This is a genomic window from uncultured Bacteroides sp., from assembly GCF_910585845.1.
In the GTDB taxonomy this organism is placed as follows: domain Bacteria; phylum Bacteroidota; class Bacteroidia; order Bacteroidales; family Bacteroidaceae; genus Bacteroides.
In genome coordinates this window covers 67,305-86,815 of record NZ_CAJUHF010000007.1, presented here as the reverse complement: position 1 = coordinate 86,815, position 19,511 = coordinate 67,305, and the positions used below count along the sequence as shown (strand labels likewise).

Below are 19,511 nucleotides of genomic sequence, written 5' to 3'. Positions count from 1 at the left end.
CTCTTATCAGAGCAGGTTCTTTATCTTTTCATCAAAAACCGATTTAGCTGCTGAACCAACCTGTTTGTCAACTAACTCACCGTTCTTGAAGAACAAAACAGTAGGGATACTGCGAATGCCAAACTCTACCGGCAGATCGCTATTTTCATCCACATCACACTTACCTACGATTACCTGACCTGCATATGCTCCAGCCAATTCATCAATAACAGGTCCTACCATCTTGCAAGGACCGCACCAAGGTGCCCAAAAATCAATCACTACAGGTTTGCCTTCTGCCAGGACTTCCTTATAGTTGTTGTCTGTAATTTCTAAAGCCATTTCTTTTACTATTTTATTTAATTGTTAATTATCAAACCAATATTCGTTCCCTACATACTGCAATAGGGCGAACAAAGATACTAATTTATCCGGAATTCCAATTCGGAGTGATTATTTAAATAGGATATTAAATCACGTCCTACAGAAAGTTTCACCGGACGTGAAAACATATCCAATACAGCCTTACTCTCCTTGTCTACCACTTTGAAATACAACTCCGTCGTGCCAGAATGTTCTTTCAACAATGCAGCAAGCTCCATGACCAACGCTTTATTCAGCACAGTAAGTGGAATCAATATCGTAATCTTGGAAATTAGCTTTTCTTTCACATCAGGCAACAATTCCATCGAAGTGATCTTAAGCTCCAACTCATTCTGCCGCCATTGTTTAGGTTGACAACGAGCTTTGATATAAAGGAAGGTACGTTCACCCAAATATCCCTGATAGGTCACCCAATCATTACCAAAGAAGGGAAGTTCGGCAGAACCGGAATAGTCTTCAATCTTAGCAATGCCATATGGATTACCGTTTTTGCTGATACCCCGACGCACAGAAGTCACTATACCTCCCATCGTAATTTCCCGTCCGACAAGCACGGATTTATCCTCCAACTCTGCCATACGCGTATTACAAACATGATTCAATACCACAGAATACTCATCCAACGGATGGGCAGAAAGATAGATTCCCACCAGATCACGCTCCTTGTTCAAGCGATCGAGATCCGTCCAACGTTCTGCTTCGGGAATTTCAGGAGTAGCTATAGCGACTACATTTTCTTCACCAAACAACGAATTGGCAGCTACAGCCTGATCAACCTGATAACGGTTGCCATAGCGCACCAGAGTTTCCAAAAAGACCTCATTCTTGGCATTGACAGCAAAATACTGTTCACGCTTTAACTCGGAGAATCCATCGAAACCGCCAGCCAAAGCCAGACATTCCAAGTTTTTCTTATTGCACGCTGTCAGATTAACACGCTGCACGAAATCGAATATGCCTTTAAAAGGACCATTCTTCTCCCGCTCTTCCATGATATTCATCACGGCGCTTTCTCCCACTCCTTTCACGGCTCCAAGTCCAAAACGGATATTTCCTTCTTGGTTGACGGTAAACTTCAGATTACTCTCATTCACATCAGGTCCCAACACTTTTATTCCCATCGCCTTACATTCATCCATCAACTTGGTAATATCAGTGATGTTCGACAAACTTCGGCTCATGACGGCAGCCATGTACTCGGCCGGATAGTTCGCTTTCAGATAAGCAGTCTGATAGGCCACCCACGAATAGCAAGTGGCGTGAGATTTGTTGAAAGCATATGATGCAAACTTCTCCCAGTCTCCCCAAATCTTTTCGAGCACTTTGGGATCATGTCCGTTTTTACGCCCACCTTCTACGAATTTAGGCTTCATATGGTCCAACTTGTCGCGCAACTTCTTACCCATAGCCTTACGCAAAGCATCGGACTCACCACGGGTAAAGTCGGCTAACAGACGGGACAAAAGCATCACTTGCTCCTGATAAACCGTAATGCCGTACGTATCTTTCAGATACTTCTCCATAATCGGAATATCATACTCAATCGGCTTACGCCCGTGTTTACGATCGATGAAATCCGGAATATAGTCCATAGGTCCCGGACGATAAAGAGCGTTCATCGCAATCAAGTCTTCAAAAGTAGAAGGCTGCAACTCACGCAGGTATTTCTGCATACCGGCAGATTCAAACTGGAACGTACCGATAGTACGACCATCACTATACAATTTATAAGTAACCGGATCATCAATAGGTACCTTATCTATATCCAAATCCAGACCACGATGCAAACGTACGTTTTCAACAGCCTCTTTGATGATGGACAATGTCTTCAATCCCAAGAAGTCCATCTTAATCAACCCTGTATCCTCAATAACGGAACCTTCATACTGGGTTACGAGCATCTTTTCACCTGTCTCCTTATCATCTGCCGTACTGACAGGCACCCAGTCGGTTATGTCGTCGCGACAGATAATCGTACCACAAGCATGCACACCCGTACCGCGCACATTTCCCTCCAACATCTTGGCATACTTCAACGTATCGCGTACCAAAGGATCGGGAGATGCCTCCGCAGCCTGTAGTTCAGGTACATACTCAATGGCATTCCGCAGGTTCAGTTTCTTATCAGGAATTTTATCGGGAACCAACTTGGCCAAGCGGTCCGACTCTGAAAGAGGTAACTTCTGCACACGGGCTACGTCCTTGATGGCAAGTTTGGTGGCCATTGTGCCATACGTAATGATATGCGCCACTTTCTCTTGTCCGTACTTCTCGGTTACCCAACGAAGCACCTCGCCACGCCCGTCATCATCAAAGTCCACATCAATATCGGGCAAGGAGATACGGTCAGGATTCAAGAAACGCTCAAACAGCAAATCGTATTGGATGGGGTCTATCTTTGTGATACCCAAACAATATGCCACTGCCGAACCGGCAGCCGATCCACGTCCTGGCCCTACCGAAACGCCCAATTGCGTACGGGCAGCATTGATGAAGTCTTGCACGATAAGGAAATAACCTGGAAAACCCATTGTCTTCATGATATACAATTCGAAGACCAAACGTTCTTTCACTTCATCCGACAGAGGATCGCCGTAGCGTTCTTTAGCCCCGTCAAATGCCAGCTTTGCCAAATAGTCTGCTTCCAACTTGATACGGTACAACTTCTCATAACCACCCAAACGCTTTATCTTGGCTTTGGCGGTATCTTCATCCAGCACCACATTGCCGTTCTCATCTTGCGTAAACTCATCGAACAGGTCTTTCTCACTATACTTCTTACGATACCCCTCTTCTGTTCCGAACTCTTCGGGAATGGCAAAAGTAGGCATGATAGGTGGATGGTCGATAGAATAGTATTCCACTTTATCCAAAATCTCAAGGGTATTGGATAGTGCTTCGGGAATGTCTGCAAAGAGTTCGTTCATTTCCGCTTTAGTCTTCATCCACTCCTGTTTGGTATAGAGCATGCGGTTGGGATCATCCAAATCCTTACCCGTACTCAGGCAGATCAGGCGGTCGTGCGCTTCAGCGTGTTCCTCATTCACAAAATGGACGTCGTTGGAACAGATCAATTTGATATCATATTTTTTAGCATACTCTATCAGTTTGGCATTCGCCCGCTGCTGCAAAGGATATGCTTCATGATTGGCACGAGATACGGTCGCCTTGTGGCGCTGCAACTCCAAGTAGTAATCTTCTCCAAAGAGATTCTTGTACCAGCGTACAGCTTCTTCCGCCTCTTCCAACTGGTCGTTGAGTATCTTCTTAGGTACCTCACCACCGATACAAGCTGAGCAGACAATCAACCCTTCGTGATACTTCTCCAACTCGTTGCGGTCGGTACGCGGACGCATATAATATCCCTTAGTCCAGGATCTGGATACCAGCTTAATCAGATTATGATACCCCTTCTCATTCTTTGCCAATACGATCAAGTGCCATCCGCTTTGGTCGGACTTTCCCTCTTTCTTGTCCATAGTGCGGTGCGCCACATACATCTCGCAACCGATGATGGGTTTGAACAGTTTGTTTTCGGCTTCCGCCAGCTTGGTATGGCAGTCCGCCAGTTCCGCTTCCTTATCTTCGCAAGCAATCTCACCACTTTCTATGCCTGCAATCCGTTTTTTAAGTTCTTTGATTTCCCCTTTCGGACCACCGTTCTTCTTGTTGACGTAATTGGTAAATTCTTTAATGCCGAACATATTACCGTGGTCGGTCACGGCTATTCCCTTCATTCCGTCCTTCATTGCCTTGTCAACCAAAGCACTAACGCTTGCCTGACCATCGAGAAGTGAATATTGGGTATGAACGTGCAAATGAACAAAATCCTGCATAAATATCTTCTTTCAATTGAGAGCATAAAAGTACAACCTATATAAGACCTAACAAAAATATTTCACTAAAAGTTATCAACATCTGCATTTCTACAGTCAAATGTTTGTTTGATTTTCAAAATAAGTCTATTTTTGCAGATAATTTCTATTCCCAAAGAATAAAGCAATACACGCATGAGTCGACTAAAGAAACTGAAAAAGATACGAATTCACCGTGAAGGTACACATACACTGGCAAGCAGCTTCTTGTTGCTGTTAATCATAAACTCCGCCCTATACTTGGGATTGGAATGGAAGCTACCTTTCTATATTATAGCTACAATCAGCGTTCTCCTATATGCAATGCTGGTAAACTTCTTCCGTTGCCCGATCCGTCTATTCGGACAAGAAGATACTGAAAAGATAGTGGTGGCACCTGCCGACGGCAAGATAGTGGTAATAGAAGAGGTGGAAGAAAATGAGTATTTCCACGATCGGCGTCTCATGATATCCATCTTCATGAGCGTTATCAACGTACATGCCAATTGGTATCCGGTAGACGGAACCATAAAGAAGGTGGCGCACCAGAACGGTAAGTTCATGAAAGCCTGGTTGCCGAAAGCCAGTACAGACAACGAACGTTCGATGGTGGTCATCGAAACTCCCGAAGGCGTAGAAGTTATGGCACGCCAAATTGCCGGCGCTATGGCACGCCGTATTGTCACATATGCCGAACCGGGCGAAGAATGTTACATCGACGAACACATGGGTTTCATCAAGTTTGGCTCCCGCGTAGATGTTTACCTCCCGCTGGGTAGCGAAGTACTGGTGAAACTGGGACAAAACACTACCGGAAACCAAACCGTGATAGCCAAATTAAAATAACGAAACAATGGCTAACTGTATTACCCGCCACATACCTAATACACTGACATGCATGAACCTGTTCTGTGGTTGCATCGCATGCGTTATGGCATTTGAATTCAAATATGAGTGGGCACTCACTTTCATCATCATTAGTGCGGTATTCGATTTCTTCGACGGTATGTCGGCGCGACTGCTACATGCACCTTCTTCCATCGGTAAGGAATTGGACTCGCTTGCTGACGATGTCAGTTTTGGCGTAGCTCCCTCGCTTATCTTATTCTCTCTGTTGCGTGAGACGGTTTATCCCGACTGGATGAATGGTTTTCAGGAGTATGTTCCCTATTTTGCTTTTCTCATAGCAATATTCTCAGCGTTACGACTGGCCAAGTTCAACGTTGACGAACGCCAAAGCAGTTCTTTTATAGGGCTGAACACTCCTGCCAACACCTTGTTTTGGGCGGCTGCAGCGGCACAGTATCACGACTGGCTGATACAAGGGGGGATAGTATTGTACGGGGTACTGATAGGCATTGTTCTATTCGCCTTGTTGCTGGTATCCGAGTTCCCCATGTTCGCTTTCAAGTTGAAGAACTTCTCTTGGGAAGAAAATAAAATCCGGTATCTGTTCTTGATCGTCAGTCTTCCTTTATTGATTTTCGTGGGACTTTCAGCTGTTATCGGCTGGTATATCATTTTGTGCTGGCTTGTACGAAAGAAACTCTAAACAAAATTCTGGCACGTTTGTTGTACTATCATTCGAAATGACGAACAAATATAAAAATTGATTAGCCCATGTTTCATTTCTTAGGATTCTTGTTTATTATCATGGTCTTTGTCCTGGTCACCGGACTAAGCCTGATTGGAACTCTCCTCCGAAGTATCTTCGGAATAGGGAGGCAACGTACAAACTCCGACACCTATCAGCAAAGAAGTAGCCAATCCCAATCATCCAAAGGATATTCATTCTCGGGCAATCGGCAGCAGGACAATGCATCACAAACGACCGACGACGAAACTTCCTTTTACGGAAACGGCACGCACAGAAAGCGTAAGAAATTCATTGCCAAGGATGAAGGAGAGTATGTAGACTTTGAAGAGGTCAGAGAATAGCCTTATCAGCGCCGCTTTGCTGCAAAGAAATCTTTCATCAGCGCTGCACAATCGTCGGCAAGCATACCTTTCACCACTACCGTCTTCGGATGCAGGGCCTGCGGCGCATAACGCTGATATCCCCGCTTCTCATCTTCTGCTCCAAAAACAAGGCGTCCCAATTGCGACCAACCAATGGCACCGGCACACATCACGCAAGGTTCAACCGTAACATACAACGTACATTCGTTGAGGTATTTCCCGCCCAGCGTGGAAGCGGCGGCAGTAATAGCCTGCATTTCAGCATGGGCTGTCACGTCCGTCAATGTTTCAGTCAGGTTGTGGGCACGTGCAATAATACGATCTTTGCATACAACAACTGCCCCTACCGGCACTTCTCCGCGTCCGGCGGCTTCACGCGCTTCCTGAAGCGCTTGCTTCATATAAAAACTATCGTCCAAGTTTTCTCCTCCTTCTATTTTTGATTATTCCGTCGGCATGTGTCTGAACGGTTCCTAGTTCTCTTTTGAAGGGCTTCGGATAGTTTTCCTCCGACTTGTTTTCAGAAAGAATTCCCGAACAGATTCACCTTCTCATATCGTGCTCGCCGAAAAGAGTGGGATAATCTTCTTCCATATTCTTATAAATAAACATGAGAATCGTTTCACGAAGCCAGCGCGACTTGTTCGTTATCTTATACTTCTCAAGATAACGATCCACAATCTTCAACTCCTCCTCGCTCATCAGGCATACCATACGCTGTTTACGTTTGGGGGCTTCGGACGTTGATTTCGCACACGTTTTGTCTCTTTTCCTCATATCTCCTGCAAAATTAGCTTTCCTTTTGTAATTACAAAGCAGAAAAAGCGTATTTTTGCATAGAAACAATAAAATAAGAACAAATCATAGGCATGGCTGCACACAATACACTCGGAAAAGCTGGAGAAGATGCCGTAGCAGAATATCTGGAACGTAAAGGATATGACATCCTTCACCGTAACTGGCGGAAGAATCGTCTGGAACTGGACATAGTGGCAGTCAAAGACGAACAACTGGTCATAATAGAAGTAAAAACGCGGAGTAATACGGAATATATCGAACCGCAAGAAGCGGTCAACTGGCAGAAAATACGCCATATCGTAGTAGCCGCTGATGCCTACATCAAACATTTCGGCATAGACCTACCTGTCCGATTCGACATCATTACGGTGGTAGGTAGCATGGGGGCATTCGAGATTGAACACATCGAGGATGCATTTTACCCACCGATGTTCTGACCGAAGCCTCTCCCTGCCTCCGCCTGAAGACAGGCCATACGGAAATTATAAACAAGAATGCAATGGATATAGAAACCGCCCGCGAGTATTGTCTCGCCAAGAAAGCTGTAACGGAATGCCTTCCGTTCGATGAATATTCGCTTGTGATGAAAGTGATGGATAAGATGTTTGTACTGATTGACTTGGAAAGCGCCAACAAACTCAGCATGAAGTGTGATCCGGAATATGCGCTGGAGCTACGCGAGCAATACGCCTCCATCGAGGGAGCCTACCACTTCAACAAGAAGTACTGGAACCAGATTCTGCTGGACGGCGATGCGGACGACAAACTGATAAAAAGCCTCATCGACCATGCCTACGAGGAAGTATTAAAGAAGTTCACCAAAAAGAAACGCGCCGAATATGATGCCCTGCCCTGACACAAAGCAAACAACGGAACGGACTGCTACCCCCTCCGGGTTTCCTGTTCCACTGATCGTACTGCCTGAAACAGGCTCTACAAACAATTACCTGTCCCAACTTTGCAACGAGCAGGAAGCTGCCGTCAAAGAATTCACTACGGTCATTGCCGAACGCCAGACCGCCGGGAAGGGGCAACGTGGCAACAGTTGGGAATCGGAAGATTACCGTAACCTTACGTTCAGCTTCGTGCTCTATCCCACCTTCGTCGAAGTCCGCCGCCAGTTCCTCCTCTCCCAGTTCATTTCCCTCTCCATCAAAGAAGAACTGGACGAATGGACGGAAGACATTTCCATCAAATGGCCGAACGATATCTACTGGCACGAAAAGAAGATTTGCGGCATACTGATAGAGAATGACCTCGCCGGACATCACATCGGGCGCTGCATTGCCGGCATTGGTGTCAACATAAACCAAGAGGTTTTCCGAAGTGATGCCCCAAACCCGGTCTCTCTGAAGCAGATTACCGGACAGGAGCACGACCGCTACCTGATACTGGCCCATATCATGAAACGAATAGCACACTACTATCTCTTACTACAGGCTTCCCCGGCGGACGATGTCGCCCGTAACATTGCCGGGCGCTATGCCCGCGCCCTTTTCCGCAAGGAAGGCTTTCATCGTTACGCTGATGCGGAGGGAGAATTTCTTGCACGCCTGTTGCGCGTGGAACCAGACGGACGTTTCTTCCTCGAAGATCGGGAAGGAAGAGAACGCGGCTATCTGTTTAAGGAGGTGCAATATCTGTTGTAAGACTACCAGGCACGCATCGACATCACTCCATCTCCTTCTGCAACACCGCAATCTTTTGCAACAAGCTCTCTGCCTCCGTCGAAGGAAAAAGCTGCATCACCTTTTGGAGATACTCCTTTGCTTTGGCATAGCCATAATAATAGATATCATGAAGCCCGTTCCGGTAACGTGCGTGTTGCATTCGGGTGGGAGAAGAGATCTTCTTATACTCTTCTTCCAGCTTCTTCTTGTCGCGCTCTGCCTGTAAATAGAAATAGTTTCCCAGGAAGATATTGGCCTGCAAGTTGTCGGTATCAAGCAACAAGACTTTTTCATAAATCCGCATGGCCTCCTTTTCCTTTCCACGCATCATCTCCACACCGGCACACGACACGAGAGCAGAAATCTCTTCGGGATGATATTGCAGATATTCCCTATAGAACAAATAAGCCTTATCATAGCTCCGCTTACGTTCGTAGTATGCAGCCAATTCGTTTGCCAGGCGGGGAGCCACAGGACTGTCCTTTTCCACGCGGGTCAAATAAAACATCTCCGCCTGCTCAGCGCCGGCATTTGCCGATTGGCGGAACAAGCTCACGGCATAGTCATCCTGCCCCTTGGACAAGGCCACAGATACTTTCCGCAACAATTCTCCTGCTGTCTGCGCAGAGAGTGCACCGGAGAAAAGCATCATCAATGTAAATAGCAAAGTTAAGGTTCTCATCTCTTATTTATATTATCCAGTATTTATCGTACAAATATATTCATTTTTAGAATATTATGCACCATTTACAAAGGTTATTATCCGATGTCCTTTTATCATTCCCAACAAAAAGAGTACCTTTGCCGACAAACAGAACAAATTACGTCCTAAAATGATTTCCCAAAGTTCGAACATTATCAATAAAAAGATTCTTCAGATAGCCATACCCTCCATCATCTCAAACATTACAGTACCGCTGCTGGGACTGATCGATGTTACGATCGTCGGGCACCTGGGAGCAGCCGCCTATATCGGTGCCATTGCCGTAGGAGGTATGTTGTTCAACATCATCTACTGGATTTTCGGCTTCCTGCGAATGGGCACCAGCGGAATGACCTCACAAGCCTACGGCAGGCATGACACGGAAGAGGTCACGCGGTTATTGCTACGATCCGTTGGCACGGGACTGTTCATAGCCTCCTGCCTCCTGACGTTACAGTACCCCATCCGCCAAGTGGCATTCACCTTCATACAGACAACGAAAGAAGTGGAAGAACTGGCTACACTCTATTTTCGGATCTGCATTTGGGGAGCTCCTGCCATGTTAGGGCTTTATGGCTTCTCGGGATGGTTCATCGGCATGCAGAACTCACGCTTTCCTATGTACATTGCCATCACGCAGAACATAGTGAATATCATCGCCAATCTCTGTTTCGTCTACCTGCTCCACATGAAAGTGGCAGGAGTGGCTTTCGGTACACTTACAGCCCAGTACGCCGGCTTTCTGATGGCCCTGATGCTATGGAAGCGCTACTATGGCGGACTGACAGAAAAGGTTGCCTGGCGGAATGTGTTGCAAAAACAAGCCATGCTACGCTTCTTCCAAGTGAACCGAGACATCTTCCTGCGGACGCTTTGCCTGGTCATTGTTACCCTCTTCTTCACCTCCGCTGGAGCTGCACGGGGAGAAGTGGTACTGGCTGTCAATACCTTGCTGATGCAACTGTTCACCCTTTTCTCGTATGTCATGGACGGTTTCGCCTATTCGGGCGAAGCTTTGGCAGGCAATTATATCGGTGCAGGCAACCGGAACGTACTGCATCGCACCGTCCGCCAACTTTTTCTCTGGGGTATCGGGCTCTCCACAGGCTTCACACTGCTATACTTCTTCGGTGGTAAGGCGTTTTTAGGATTGCTCACCAACGAAACGTCAGTCATCCAAGAAGCCGGAAACTACTTCTACTGGATACTGGCCATTCCGTTTGCAGGCTTCGCTGCTTTTCTGTGGGACGGCATATTTATCGGTGCCACTGCCACCCGACAGATGTTCTACTCCATGCTGACCGCCTCTGCCAGCTTCTTTATCGTCTATTACTCTTCACCCAGATGGATGGGAAATCACGCTTTATGGCTGGCTTTCATCGTTTACTTACTCCTCCGTGGCATTATGCAGACAGTCTTAAGCCGAAAAATCCTCTATCAAGGTTAGACGTCTGCCCCGGTTCTGTCCGGTATCCCTTCGAAGGCTCTCTCTGAGGATTTTTTCTCATTGTCATGAAGGACGCAACGAACGATGTGGCAAATGAAAAGAGGAAAACCTACAGAAAAGAAACTCGAAGAAAACCGAACGGAAACTAAATGAAGACGGAATGGGAACAGAATGACAACTGAACAGGAGCGGAATAGCAACTGAACAGAAACAGAACAAGAACGGAACAATAGTTGAACTGTGGTTGAACATAAGTAGAACGGAAAACTTTTTGAAGAAAATTCAGACAGTCTCCTCTCTTTACAAGCAGAAAGTGTATATTTGCAAAAAAACTAAAATTCATATCGTATGGCAAAGTATAAAAGAATCCTTTTAAAGCTCAGCGGCGAAAGCCTGATGGGCGAAAAGCAATATGGCATTGATGAAAAACGCCTCGCCGAATACGCCGCACAAATCAAGGAAATCCACGAGCTGGGTGTACAGATAGGTATAGTGATAGGTGGTGGCAATATCTTCCGCGGGCTGAGCGGTGCAAGCAAAGGCTTCGACCGCGTGAAAGGCGACCAAATGGGCATGCTCGCCACAGTGATCAACAGTCTGGCATTAAGCTCCGCACTGGTAGCCGCCGGCGTCAAGGCACGCGTGCTGACAGCCGTCCGCATGGAACCGATCGGCGAGTTCTACAGCAAATGGAAAGCCATAGACTGCATGGAAGCAGGCGAAGTGGTCATCATGTCCGCCGGCACCGGCAATCCCTTCTTCACCACCGACACAGGCTCTTCACTTCGTGGCATCGAGATTGAAGCCGACGTCATGCTGAAAGGTACGCGCGTGGACGGTATCTATACCGCCGACCCGGAGAAAGACCCCACTGCCACGAAATTCGACCACATCACCTACGACGAAGTACTAAAACGCGGCCTGAAAGTGATGGACCTCACCGCCACGTGCATGTGCAAGGAGAACAACCTGCCCATCATCGTATTCGACATGGACACGGTGGGCAACCTGAAGAAAGTGATGCAGGGCGAAGAAATAGGAACGCTGGTACACAATTAAGCCTCATCGAGCATTTCTCTGTTTCTTCCCTACCTGCAAGAGCGGACAACAGCCTAATGTTTTCTCCATACCTGCTCCGTACCCGGTCCATACCAATTCCATAGTTCCTCCAAACTATAGGACACGGAGATTATCCGGAGATACGACCTCAAAACTACGTCCGCGACAGGGTTCGGACATGGCGCAGGTGCAGAAAAGAGGCAAAAGTCGTACCCCAAAAATAGCGAAGCGATACACCGGAAAACAGGGTAAAAGAAGCAGGTTTAAAACTTTTAAGGAGAAAAAACAGAGAGGCTCTCAGTTTAATAGCTATATTTGCAGAATAACAAGAGAAGTAACGAATAGTACAATTCCAAAACCAAAGAATATGAGAGAAGTAAAAGACATCTTAGACGAATCGCAAGAGAAAATGGATATGGCTATCATGTATCTGGAAGACGCATTGGCCCACATCCGTGCCGGAAAAGCTGACGTCCGCCTGCTGGACAGCATCCGTGTAGACTCTTACGGAAGCATGGTTCCCATCAACAATGTAGCAGCTGTCAATACTCCGGATGCCCGCAGCATCGTCATCAAGCCGTGGGATAAGAGCATGTTCCGGGTAATTGAGAAAGCAATCATCGATTCCAGCCTTGGTATCATGCCCGAAAACAACGGTGAAATCATCCGTATCGGCATCCCGCCATTGACTGAAGAACGACGCAAACAACTCGCCAAGCAGTGTAAAGCAGAAGGTGAAACAGCCAAAGTGAGTGTGCGTAATGCACGTCGAGACGCCATCGACGCCCTGAAGAAATCCGTGAAAGACGGCCTGGCAGAAGACGCACAGAAGGGCGGCGAAGAGAAGTTGCAGAAAATACATGATAAGTACATCAAGCAGATTGATGACATGCTGACTGCAAAAGACAAAGAAATCATGACCGTTTAATCCATAGGAAATGGAAAATGGAAAGGTGAAAATGGAAAATGAGGAATGTTCACCTCTCCGCTTTCACCCTTCTATTTTCCATTTTCCACTTTCTATTTTCAACTACATTGAGGGGACTGGTAATCAAAAATACAGGAAGTTGGTATCTGGTGAAGACCGACGAAGGGAAATGCGTAGAGTGTAAAGTCAAAGGGAATTTCCGCCTGAAAGGTATCCGCAGCACCAATCCGGTGGCCGTGGGCGACTACGTACAAATCATATCCAACGCGGAAGGCACGGCCTTCATCAGCGAAATAGAAGACCGGAAAAACTACATCATCCGGCGTGCTTCCAACCTGTCCAAACAATCGCACATCCTGGCCGCCAACCTCGACCAGTGCATGCTCATCGTAACCATCAACTATCCGGAAACGTCCACCACGTTCATCGACCGCTTCCTTGCTTCCGCCGAAGCCTACAGGGTGCCCGTCAAAATCCTCTTCAACAAGGTTGACCTCTACAACGAGGACGAACTTCGCTATCTGGACGGACTGATCCATCTCTATACCACCATCGGTTACCCTTGCTTCAAGGTCTCTGCCAAAACCGGCGAGGGGGTAGCGCAAATCCGGGAAGAGCTGAGCGGACGGGTAACTCTCTTTTCCGGACATTCCGGCGTAGGCAAATCGACACTCATCAACACCATCCTGCCAGAGCAAGAGATAAAGACCGGTGAGATCTCCGCCTATCACAACAAAGGCATGCATACGACCACGTTCTCCGAGATGTTTCCCGTCGCAGAAGACGGATACCTCATCGATACCCCGGGCATCAAGGGATTCGGCACTTTCGACATGGAAGAAGAGGAGATCGGACACTATTTCCCTGAAATCTTCCGCTTCGCTGCCGACTGCCGCTATGGCAACTGCACCCATCGGCAAGAACCGGGTTGTGCCGTGCGGAAAGCCGTAGAAGAGCACTACATCAGCGAATCGCGTTATGCCTCCTACCTCAATATGCTGGACGACAAAGAAGAGGGAAAATACAGAGCGGCCTATTAGAGGCTGCTTAAAGTCTTTTCAATCACTTTTTTTAACTCTTGCCTCATTAAACCTTTCTTTTTCTTTCATGTCAAACACTGTGCTGACATAATACTAATACCAATACATGAATAAGAAAGTAAAATGGGGCATTATTGTTTTCATTAGTGCCGGACTGATTGGAGGGGGTATTTATTCCCAACTCCCCAAAGAGAACAAAGAACTGGCGGCTGCCGACAAATCCATGAGCAAAAGCCGCAATACCAAAAGGATATTAAATGTAAATGCCAAAATCATAAAGCCGCAGCTACTGAAGGATGAAATCAAGATCAGTGGTAGCCTGTTGCCCGATGAAGAGGTAGACCTCTCGTTCGAAACCTCCGGAAAAATCATCGAAATCAACTTCGAGGAAGGCAGTCAGGTAAAAAAAGGCCAACTGCTTGCCAAAGTGAACGACCGTCCCTTGCAAGCCCAACTGCAACGGCTCGTTGCCCAACTGAAACTTGCCGAAGACCGTGTGTTCCGCCAAAATGCTCTGCTGGAAAGAGATGCCGTCAGTAAAGAAGCCTACGAACAGGTGAAAACCGAACTGGCAACCCTCAACGCCGACATCGACCTCATCAAGGCAAACATCGCGCAAACCGAACTGCGCGCTCCGTTTGATGGAGTCATCGGCTTGCGGCAAGTCAGCGTCGGTACGTATGCCTCACCTTCTACCATCGTCGCCAAACTGACCAAAGTCTCTCCGCTGAAAGTCGAATTTTCCGTTCCCGAGCGTTATGCAAACGACGTGAAAATCGGTGCAGGGGTCGACTTCGGACTGGAAGGCAAACTCGAGACATTCCATGCCAAAGTATATGCCCGCGAGTCCCGTATGGACCCGAGTACCCATACACTGACCTTGCGTGCCCTCTATCCTAACGCCTATGGCACAGTCATGCCGGGCCGCTATGCGGACATCCGCCTGAGCAAAAACGAAATCCCTGACGCACTTGCCGTCCCCTCGGAAGCCATCGTACCGGAAATGGGTAAAGACAAGATATTCCTCTACAAAGCGGGAAAGGCACATCCGGTAGAAATACAAGCCGGCATACGCACGGAAGCCGAGACACAAGTGTTGCAGGGCCTGCAGGCCGGAGACACAATCATCATTTCCGGTACGCTGCAACTCCGTACCGGCTTGCCTGTAACGCTGGACAACATTTATTAGATGATAGAGAATCATTGGTAGATAATTGCACTATCATCTACCAACTTCAACCATTATCTATCAAACATCAGTTATCAACCCCCAATTGTCAATTATCAATTGTCAATTGTCAATTTGCAAACAATGAACATATCTGAGCTCAGTATACGACGCCCCGTACTCTCCACAGTACTGACCCTTATCATCCTACTCTTTGGACTTATCGGGTACAGTTACCTTGGCGTACGCGAATATCCCTCTGTGGATAACCCCATCATCTCCGTCTCCTGCTCCTATCCGGGGGCAAATGCCGACGTCATAGAGAACCAAATCACCGAACCGCTGGAACAGAACATCAACGGTATTCCGGGCATACGTTCCCTGTCGAGTGTCAGCCAGCAAGGTTCGGCGCGCATCACAGTGGAATTTGAACTATCCGTAGACCTGGAAACGGCAGCCAACGACGTGCGCGACAAGGTGTCGCGTGCCCAGCGCTATCTGCCTCGCGACTGCGACCCGCCCACCGTATCGAAAGCGGATGCCGACGCCATGCCCATCCTTATGGTGGCATTGCAGAGCGACAAGCGCTCCCTGCTGGAACTGAGCGAGATTGCCGACCTCACTGTGAAGGAGCAATTGCAGACGATTGCAGACGTCAGCGGTGTCAGCATCTGGGGCGAGAAACGCTACTCCATGCGCCTGTGGCTCGATCCGGTCAAGATGTCCGGTTACGGCATCACCCCGATTGACGTCAAGAATGCCGTGGACAAGGAGAATGTGGAACTCCCGTCCGGTAGCATCGAAGGCAATACGATGGAACTCACCATCCGTACCTTAGGACTGATGCATACAGCAGAAGAGTTCAACAACCTGATCTTGAAGGAAGACAATAACCGCATCATCCGGTTCAGTGACATCGGACGCGCCGAACTGGGACCTGCCGATATCAAGAGTTATATGAAAATGAACGGCGTTCCGATGGTGGGTATCGTCGTCGTGCCTCAGCCCGGTGCCAACCATATCAAGATTGCCGATGCCGTCTACGAGCGTATGGAATTAATGAAGAAAGACCTTCCGGAGGATGTAAAATACTCGTATGGTTTCGACAACACCAAGTTCATCCGTGCCTCCATCAATGAGGTAAAAGAGACGGTGTACGTGGCTTTCATCCTCGTTATCATCATCATCTTCCTCTTCTTACGCGACTGGCGCGTTACCCTGGTGCCCTGCATCGTGATTCCGGTGTCGCTCATCGGCGCTTTCTTCGTCATGTATCTGGCTGGATTCTCCATCAATGTGCTCTCCATGCTGGCAGTGGTGCTGGCGGTGGGTCTGGTGGTGGACGATGCCATCGTTATGACAGAGAATATCTATGTCCGCATAGAGCGCGGCATGCCGCCGAAAGAGGCGGGTATCGAGGGAGCCAAGGAGATTTTCTTTGCCGTTATCTCTACCACCATCACCCTGGTGGCCGTATTCTTCCCCATCGTGTTCATGGACGGTATGACGGGACGTCTGTTCCGCGAGTTCAGTATCGTGGTTTCCGGTTCGGTAATTATTTCTTCGTTTGCCGCACTGACTTTCACCCCGATGCTTGCCACCAAACTACTGGTGCGGCAGGAGAAGAAGAACTGGTTCTACCTGAAAACCGAACCTTTCTTCGAGGGCATGAACCGCATCTACAGCCGTTCATTGGAATCTTTCCTCCACAAACGCTGGCTCGCCATGCCGCTTGTATTGGGCACGCTGGTTCTTATCGTATTCTTGTGGAATACGATTCCTGCCGAAATGGCGCCGTTGGAAGACCGTTCGCAAATCAGCATCACGACCCGTGGTGCAGAAGGTGTGACGTATGAGTATATACGCGATTACACCGAAGATATCAACAACTTGGTGGACTCTATCCTTCCGGATGCCGAATCGGTGACGGCACGCGTGTCGAGCGGAAGCGGTAACGTACGCATCACTCTGAAGGACATGAAAGAGCGCGACTATACCCAGATGCAAGTTGCGGAGCAGATATCGAAGGTTGTGCAGAAGAAGACCAAAGCACGTTCATTCGTGCAACAGTCCTCATCTTTCGGTGGGCGCCGCGGCGGCATGCCGGTGCAATACGTGTTGCAGGCAACCAATATCGAGAAGCTGCAAGAAGTATTGCCTGTGTTCATGGCAAAGGTGTATGAGAATCCGGTATTCCAGATGGCGGACGTCAACTTGAAATTCAGCAAACCGGAAGCCCGTATCAACATCAATCGAGACAAGGCGAGCATTATGGGAGTAAGTACGCGTAACATCGCCCAAACCCTACAATACGGATTGAGCGGGCAGCGTATGGGCTACTTCTACATGAACGGGAAGCAGTATGAAATATTAGGAGAAATCAACCGTCAGCAACGCAACAAGCCTGCCGACCTGAAAGGTATCTATATCCGCAGTGAGAAAGGCGAGATGATTCAGATGGACAACCTGATCGAACTGACAGGCGGTATCGCTCCCCCGCAGTTGTATCGCTACAACCGTTTTGTCGCCGCCACCATTTCTGCCGGACTTGCCGATGGAAAGACCATCGGACAGGGACTTGACGAGATGGACAAGATAGCCAAAGAGACTTTGGATGAAACGTTCCGTACCGCACTGACCGGTGATTCGAAGGAGTATCGCGAAAGTTCTTCCAGCCTTATGTTCGCTTTCATATTGGCCATCCTGCTTATCTACCTGATTCTGGCGGCGCAGTTTGAAAGCTTCAAGGATCCGCTGGTCGTCATGCTCACCGTGCCGCTTGCCATTGCCGGAGCATTGGTCTTCATGTACTTCAACAACATCACCATGAACATCTTCAGCCAAATCGGCATCATCATGCTGATTGGTCTGGTAGCAAAGAACGGCATCCTTATCGTGGAATTTGCCAACCAGAAACAGGAGGCGGGAGAAGACAAGATGGATGCTATCAAGGATGCTTCCCTACAACGTCTGCGCCCCATCCTGATGACCAGCACTTCGACCATATTGGGCTTGATTCCGCTGGCTTTCGCCAAAGGCGAAGGATGCAACCAACGAATCGCAATGGGTATAGCCGTAGTGGGCGGTATGCTGGTATCCACCTTCCTGACCATGTACATTGTACCCGCCATATACAGTTATGTATCTACTAACCGAAGCAAGTTAAGAAAATCATGAAACGTACGATAGTATCCCTCATAGCAGCCGGTTGCACTGTGCTTGCCCTGCAGGCACAGGTTCCGCAAACTTATACATTAAAGTCCTGCCTGGAGTATGGGCTTCAGAACAACTATTCGTTGCGCATTACCCGCAACGAAGAACAGGTTTCCAAGAACAATGCCACCTTGGGCAATGCGGGTTACCTGCCCACTGCCGACCTTTCGGCAAGTTACCGAGGAACCCTAGACAATACCGACAGCAAACTACGCTCCACCGGAGAGCACATCAAGGAGAACGGCGTCTTCGACCAGACCATGAATGTAGGGCTGAACCTGAACTGGACCATTTTCGATGGCTTTAACATCACCGCCAACTACCGGAAATTGAAAGAACTGGAAAGGCAGGGAGAAACCAATACGCGCATCGCCATAGAAGACCTGATAGCCAACATCGCAGCCGAATATTACAATTACGTGCAGCATAAAATCCGATTGAACAACTTCCGCTATGCCGTCTCCCTGTCCAAAGAACGCCTGCGCATAGTGGAGGAGCGGTATCACATCGGTAACTTCTCCCGCTTGGATTATCAGCAGGCAAAAGTAGACTTCAATGCCGACAGTGCGCAATACATGAAACAGCAGGAACTCCTACACACCTCCCGCATCCAGCTAAATGAGCTGATGGCCAATGAGGATGTAGACCAACCCATCGTCATCCGGGACAGCCTGATCGATGTGGACAACCGACTGAACTTCGAGAGCTTATGGAACGCCACCCTGCAAACCAATGCTTCTTTGCTAAAGGCCCAGCAGAACAGTACACTCGCCCAGCTGGATTACAAGAAGGTTTGTTCGAGAGACTATCCTTATCTGAAACTGAACGGCGGCTACGGCTATACGTTCAATAAGTATGACGTTGCCGCCAACGTGCAGCGCGGCAACCTTGGGGCAAACTTTGGCCTGACCATCGGCTTCAACCTGTTCGACGGCAACCGCCGCCGCGAGCGCAACAATGCCCGGATTGCCATCCAGAACGCACGCCTGCAACGCGACCAACTGGAACAGGCTTTGCGTGCCGACCTAAGCAATCTGTGGCAGGCATACCAAAATAACCTGCAGATGCTGCAACTGGAACGTCAGAACCTTGTAGCAGCCAAGGAAAATCACGAAATTGCCATGGAGCGTTACATGCTGGGCAATCTCTCCGGAATTGAGATGCGCGAAGCACAAAAGAGCCTCCTCGATGCGGAAGAAAGAATCCTCTCCGCGGAGTATAACACCAAGTTGTGCGAGATTTCCTTGCTGCAAATCAGCGGTAAAGTGACAAAATACCTGGAATAAAACAATTATTCTCCATCAGGCAA

The 19,511-nt window shown here is 48.2% G+C and carries 18 protein-coding genes; 13 read left to right on the top strand and 5 right to left on the bottom strand.

The window, feature by feature from the left end:
- Positions 1-6 precede the first annotated feature (6 nt).
- Positions 7-321: a thioredoxin gene (trxA, locus tag QZ323_RS03760; RefSeq protein ID WP_294632919.1), complete on the bottom strand. Its 315-nt coding sequence runs from the start codon at positions 319-321 to the stop codon at positions 7-9.
- 80 nt (positions 322-401) lie between these two features.
- The gene (dnaE, locus tag QZ323_RS03755) at positions 402-4,199 is read right to left on the bottom strand and encodes a DNA polymerase III subunit alpha (protein WP_294632916.1); all 3,798 of its coding nucleotides are present in this window, start codon (positions 4,197-4,199) and stop codon (positions 402-404) included.
- Between the two features lie 174 nt (positions 4,200-4,373).
- Here dnaE and QZ323_RS03750 point away from each other — a divergent pair, with 174 nt between their 5' ends.
- The 3 genes from QZ323_RS03750 (at position 4,374) to QZ323_RS03740 (ending at position 6,155) form a co-directional block, all read left to right on the top strand.
- Positions 4,374-5,063, top strand: coding sequence for a phosphatidylserine decarboxylase family protein (locus QZ323_RS03750; RefSeq protein ID WP_294632913.1), 690 nt, complete (start codon positions 4,374-4,376; stop codon positions 5,061-5,063).
- A 7-nt stretch (positions 5,064-5,070) separates the two neighbouring features.
- Positions 5,071-5,769, top strand: coding sequence for a CDP-diacylglycerol--serine O-phosphatidyltransferase (gene pssA, locus QZ323_RS03745; RefSeq protein WP_294632910.1), 699 nt, complete (start codon positions 5,071-5,073; stop codon positions 5,767-5,769).
- Between the two features lie 68 nt (positions 5,770-5,837).
- Positions 5,838-6,155: a DUF4834 family protein gene (locus tag QZ323_RS03740; protein ID WP_294632908.1), complete on the top strand. Its 318-nt coding sequence runs from the start codon at positions 5,838-5,840 to the stop codon at positions 6,153-6,155.
- A gap of 5 nt (positions 6,156-6,160) precedes the next feature.
- Here QZ323_RS03740 and QZ323_RS03735 read toward each other — a convergent pair whose 3' ends face one another.
- Together QZ323_RS03735 and QZ323_RS03730 are read right to left on the bottom strand one after the other, a co-directional pair.
- The gene (locus QZ323_RS03735) at positions 6,161-6,577 is read right to left on the bottom strand and encodes a nucleoside deaminase (RefSeq protein WP_294632907.1); all 417 of its coding nucleotides are present in this window, start codon (positions 6,575-6,577) and stop codon (positions 6,161-6,163) included.
- Positions 6,578-6,719: 142 nt separating this feature from the next.
- Positions 6,720-6,953, bottom strand: coding sequence for a hypothetical protein (locus QZ323_RS03730; protein WP_294632905.1), 234 nt, complete (start codon positions 6,951-6,953; stop codon positions 6,720-6,722).
- A 92-nt stretch (positions 6,954-7,045) separates the two neighbouring features.
- Between QZ323_RS03730 and QZ323_RS03725 the strand changes: the two genes are divergently transcribed.
- From QZ323_RS03725 to QZ323_RS03715, 3 genes are all read left to right on the top strand, one after another.
- Positions 7,046-7,411: a YraN family protein gene (locus tag QZ323_RS03725; RefSeq protein ID WP_294632902.1), complete on the top strand. Its 366-nt coding sequence runs from the start codon at positions 7,046-7,048 to the stop codon at positions 7,409-7,411.
- 62 nt (positions 7,412-7,473) lie between these two features.
- Complete coding sequence (locus QZ323_RS03720; protein ID WP_294632901.1) at positions 7,474-7,830, top strand: MmcQ/YjbR family DNA-binding protein; 357 nt, start codon at positions 7,474-7,476, stop codon at positions 7,828-7,830.
- Positions 7,814-8,623 carry a biotin--[acetyl-CoA-carboxylase] ligase gene (locus QZ323_RS03715; protein ID WP_294632900.1) on the top strand — a complete coding sequence of 270 codons (810 nt, stop codon included), beginning with the start codon at positions 7,814-7,816 and terminating at the stop codon, positions 8,621-8,623. Before QZ323_RS03720 ends, QZ323_RS03715 begins: the two co-directional genes overlap by 17 nt.
- Before the next feature lie 22 nt (positions 8,624-8,645).
- Here the strand turns inward: QZ323_RS03715 and QZ323_RS03710 are convergent, their stop codons facing one another.
- Positions 8,646-9,326 carry a hypothetical protein gene (locus QZ323_RS03710; RefSeq protein ID WP_294632899.1) on the bottom strand — a complete coding sequence of 227 codons (681 nt, stop codon included), beginning with the start codon at positions 9,324-9,326 and terminating at the stop codon, positions 8,646-8,648.
- Positions 9,327-9,477: 151 nt separating this feature from the next.
- On the opposite strand from QZ323_RS03710, the gene QZ323_RS03705 reads away from it, so the two are divergent.
- The 7 genes from QZ323_RS03705 (at position 9,478) to QZ323_RS03675 (ending at position 19,488) form a co-directional block, all read left to right on the top strand.
- Positions 9,478-10,794 (top strand): MATE family efflux transporter, encoded by a 1,317-nt coding sequence (locus QZ323_RS03705; RefSeq protein ID WP_294632897.1) that lies wholly within the window; start codon positions 9,478-9,480, stop codon positions 10,792-10,794.
- A 348-nt stretch (positions 10,795-11,142) separates the two neighbouring features.
- Positions 11,143-11,853 carry a UMP kinase gene (pyrH, locus tag QZ323_RS03700; RefSeq protein ID WP_294632893.1) on the top strand — a complete coding sequence of 237 codons (711 nt, stop codon included), beginning with the start codon at positions 11,143-11,145 and terminating at the stop codon, positions 11,851-11,853.
- 367 nt (positions 11,854-12,220) lie between these two features.
- A complete protein-coding gene (gene frr, locus QZ323_RS03695) occupies positions 12,221-12,781 on the top strand; it encodes a ribosome recycling factor (RefSeq protein WP_294632891.1) in 561 nt (186 codons plus the stop codon).
- Between the two features lie 107 nt (positions 12,782-12,888).
- On the top strand, positions 12,889-13,821 hold the full coding sequence (gene rsgA / locus QZ323_RS03690; protein ID WP_294632890.1) for a ribosome small subunit-dependent GTPase A: 933 nt from the start codon (positions 12,889-12,891) through the stop codon (positions 13,819-13,821).
- Between the two features lie 106 nt (positions 13,822-13,927).
- On the top strand, positions 13,928-15,010 hold the full coding sequence (locus QZ323_RS03685) for an efflux RND transporter periplasmic adaptor subunit (RefSeq protein ID WP_294632887.1): 1,083 nt from the start codon (positions 13,928-13,930) through the stop codon (positions 15,008-15,010).
- Positions 15,011-15,133: 123 nt separating this feature from the next.
- Positions 15,134-18,166: an efflux RND transporter permease subunit gene (locus QZ323_RS03680; RefSeq protein ID WP_294632886.1), complete on the top strand. Its 3,033-nt coding sequence runs from the start codon at positions 15,134-15,136 to the stop codon at positions 18,164-18,166.
- Entirely contained in the window at positions 18,163-19,488 is a 1,326-nt protein-coding gene (locus QZ323_RS03675) for a TolC family protein (RefSeq protein WP_294632885.1), read from the top strand. The genes QZ323_RS03680 and QZ323_RS03675 overlap by 4 nt, the downstream gene beginning before the upstream one ends.
- Positions 19,489-19,511 lie beyond the last annotated feature (23 nt).

Excerpts from the sequence above, each read along its gene's own strand:
- frr (WP_294632891.1), top strand. The coding sequence starts at position 12,221 with ATGAGAGAAGTAAAAGACATCTTAGACGAATCGCAAGAGAAAATGGAT.
- QZ323_RS03675 (WP_294632885.1), top strand. The coding sequence starts at position 18,163 with ATGAAACGTACGATAGTATCCCTCATAGCAGCCGGTTGCACTGTGCTT.
- QZ323_RS03685 (WP_294632887.1), top strand. The coding sequence starts at position 13,928 with ATGAATAAGAAAGTAAAATGGGGCATTATTGTTTTCATTAGTGCCGGA.
- QZ323_RS03750 (WP_294632913.1), top strand. The coding sequence starts at position 4,374 with ATGAGTCGACTAAAGAAACTGAAAAAGATACGAATTCACCGTGAAGGT.
- trxA (WP_294632919.1), bottom strand. The coding sequence starts at position 321 with ATGGCTTTAGAAATTACAGACAACAACTATAAGGAAGTCCTGGCAGAA.
- QZ323_RS03705 (WP_294632897.1), top strand. The coding sequence starts at position 9,478 with ATGATTTCCCAAAGTTCGAACATTATCAATAAAAAGATTCTTCAGATA.
- QZ323_RS03710 (WP_294632899.1), bottom strand. The coding sequence starts at position 9,326 with ATGAGAACCTTAACTTTGCTATTTACATTGATGATGCTTTTCTCCGGT.
- QZ323_RS03725 (WP_294632902.1), top strand. The coding sequence starts at position 7,046 with ATGGCTGCACACAATACACTCGGAAAAGCTGGAGAAGATGCCGTAGCA.
- QZ323_RS03715 (WP_294632900.1), top strand. The coding sequence starts at position 7,814 with ATGATGCCCTGCCCTGACACAAAGCAAACAACGGAACGGACTGCTACC.
- pyrH (WP_294632893.1), top strand. The coding sequence starts at position 11,143 with ATGGCAAAGTATAAAAGAATCCTTTTAAAGCTCAGCGGCGAAAGCCTG.
- QZ323_RS03680 (WP_294632886.1), top strand. The coding sequence starts at position 15,134 with ATGAACATATCTGAGCTCAGTATACGACGCCCCGTACTCTCCACAGTA.
- QZ323_RS03730 (WP_294632905.1), bottom strand. The coding sequence starts at position 6,953 with ATGAGGAAAAGAGACAAAACGTGTGCGAAATCAACGTCCGAAGCCCCC.
- QZ323_RS03740 (WP_294632908.1), top strand. The coding sequence starts at position 5,838 with ATGTTTCATTTCTTAGGATTCTTGTTTATTATCATGGTCTTTGTCCTG.
- pssA (WP_294632910.1), top strand. The coding sequence starts at position 5,071 with ATGGCTAACTGTATTACCCGCCACATACCTAATACACTGACATGCATG.
- QZ323_RS03720 (WP_294632901.1), top strand. The coding sequence starts at position 7,474 with ATGGATATAGAAACCGCCCGCGAGTATTGTCTCGCCAAGAAAGCTGTA.
- dnaE (WP_294632916.1), bottom strand. The coding sequence starts at position 4,199 with ATGCAGGATTTTGTTCATTTGCACGTTCATACCCAATATTCACTTCTC.
- QZ323_RS03735 (WP_294632907.1), bottom strand. The coding sequence starts at position 6,577 with ATGAAGCAAGCGCTTCAGGAAGCGCGTGAAGCCGCCGGACGCGGAGAA.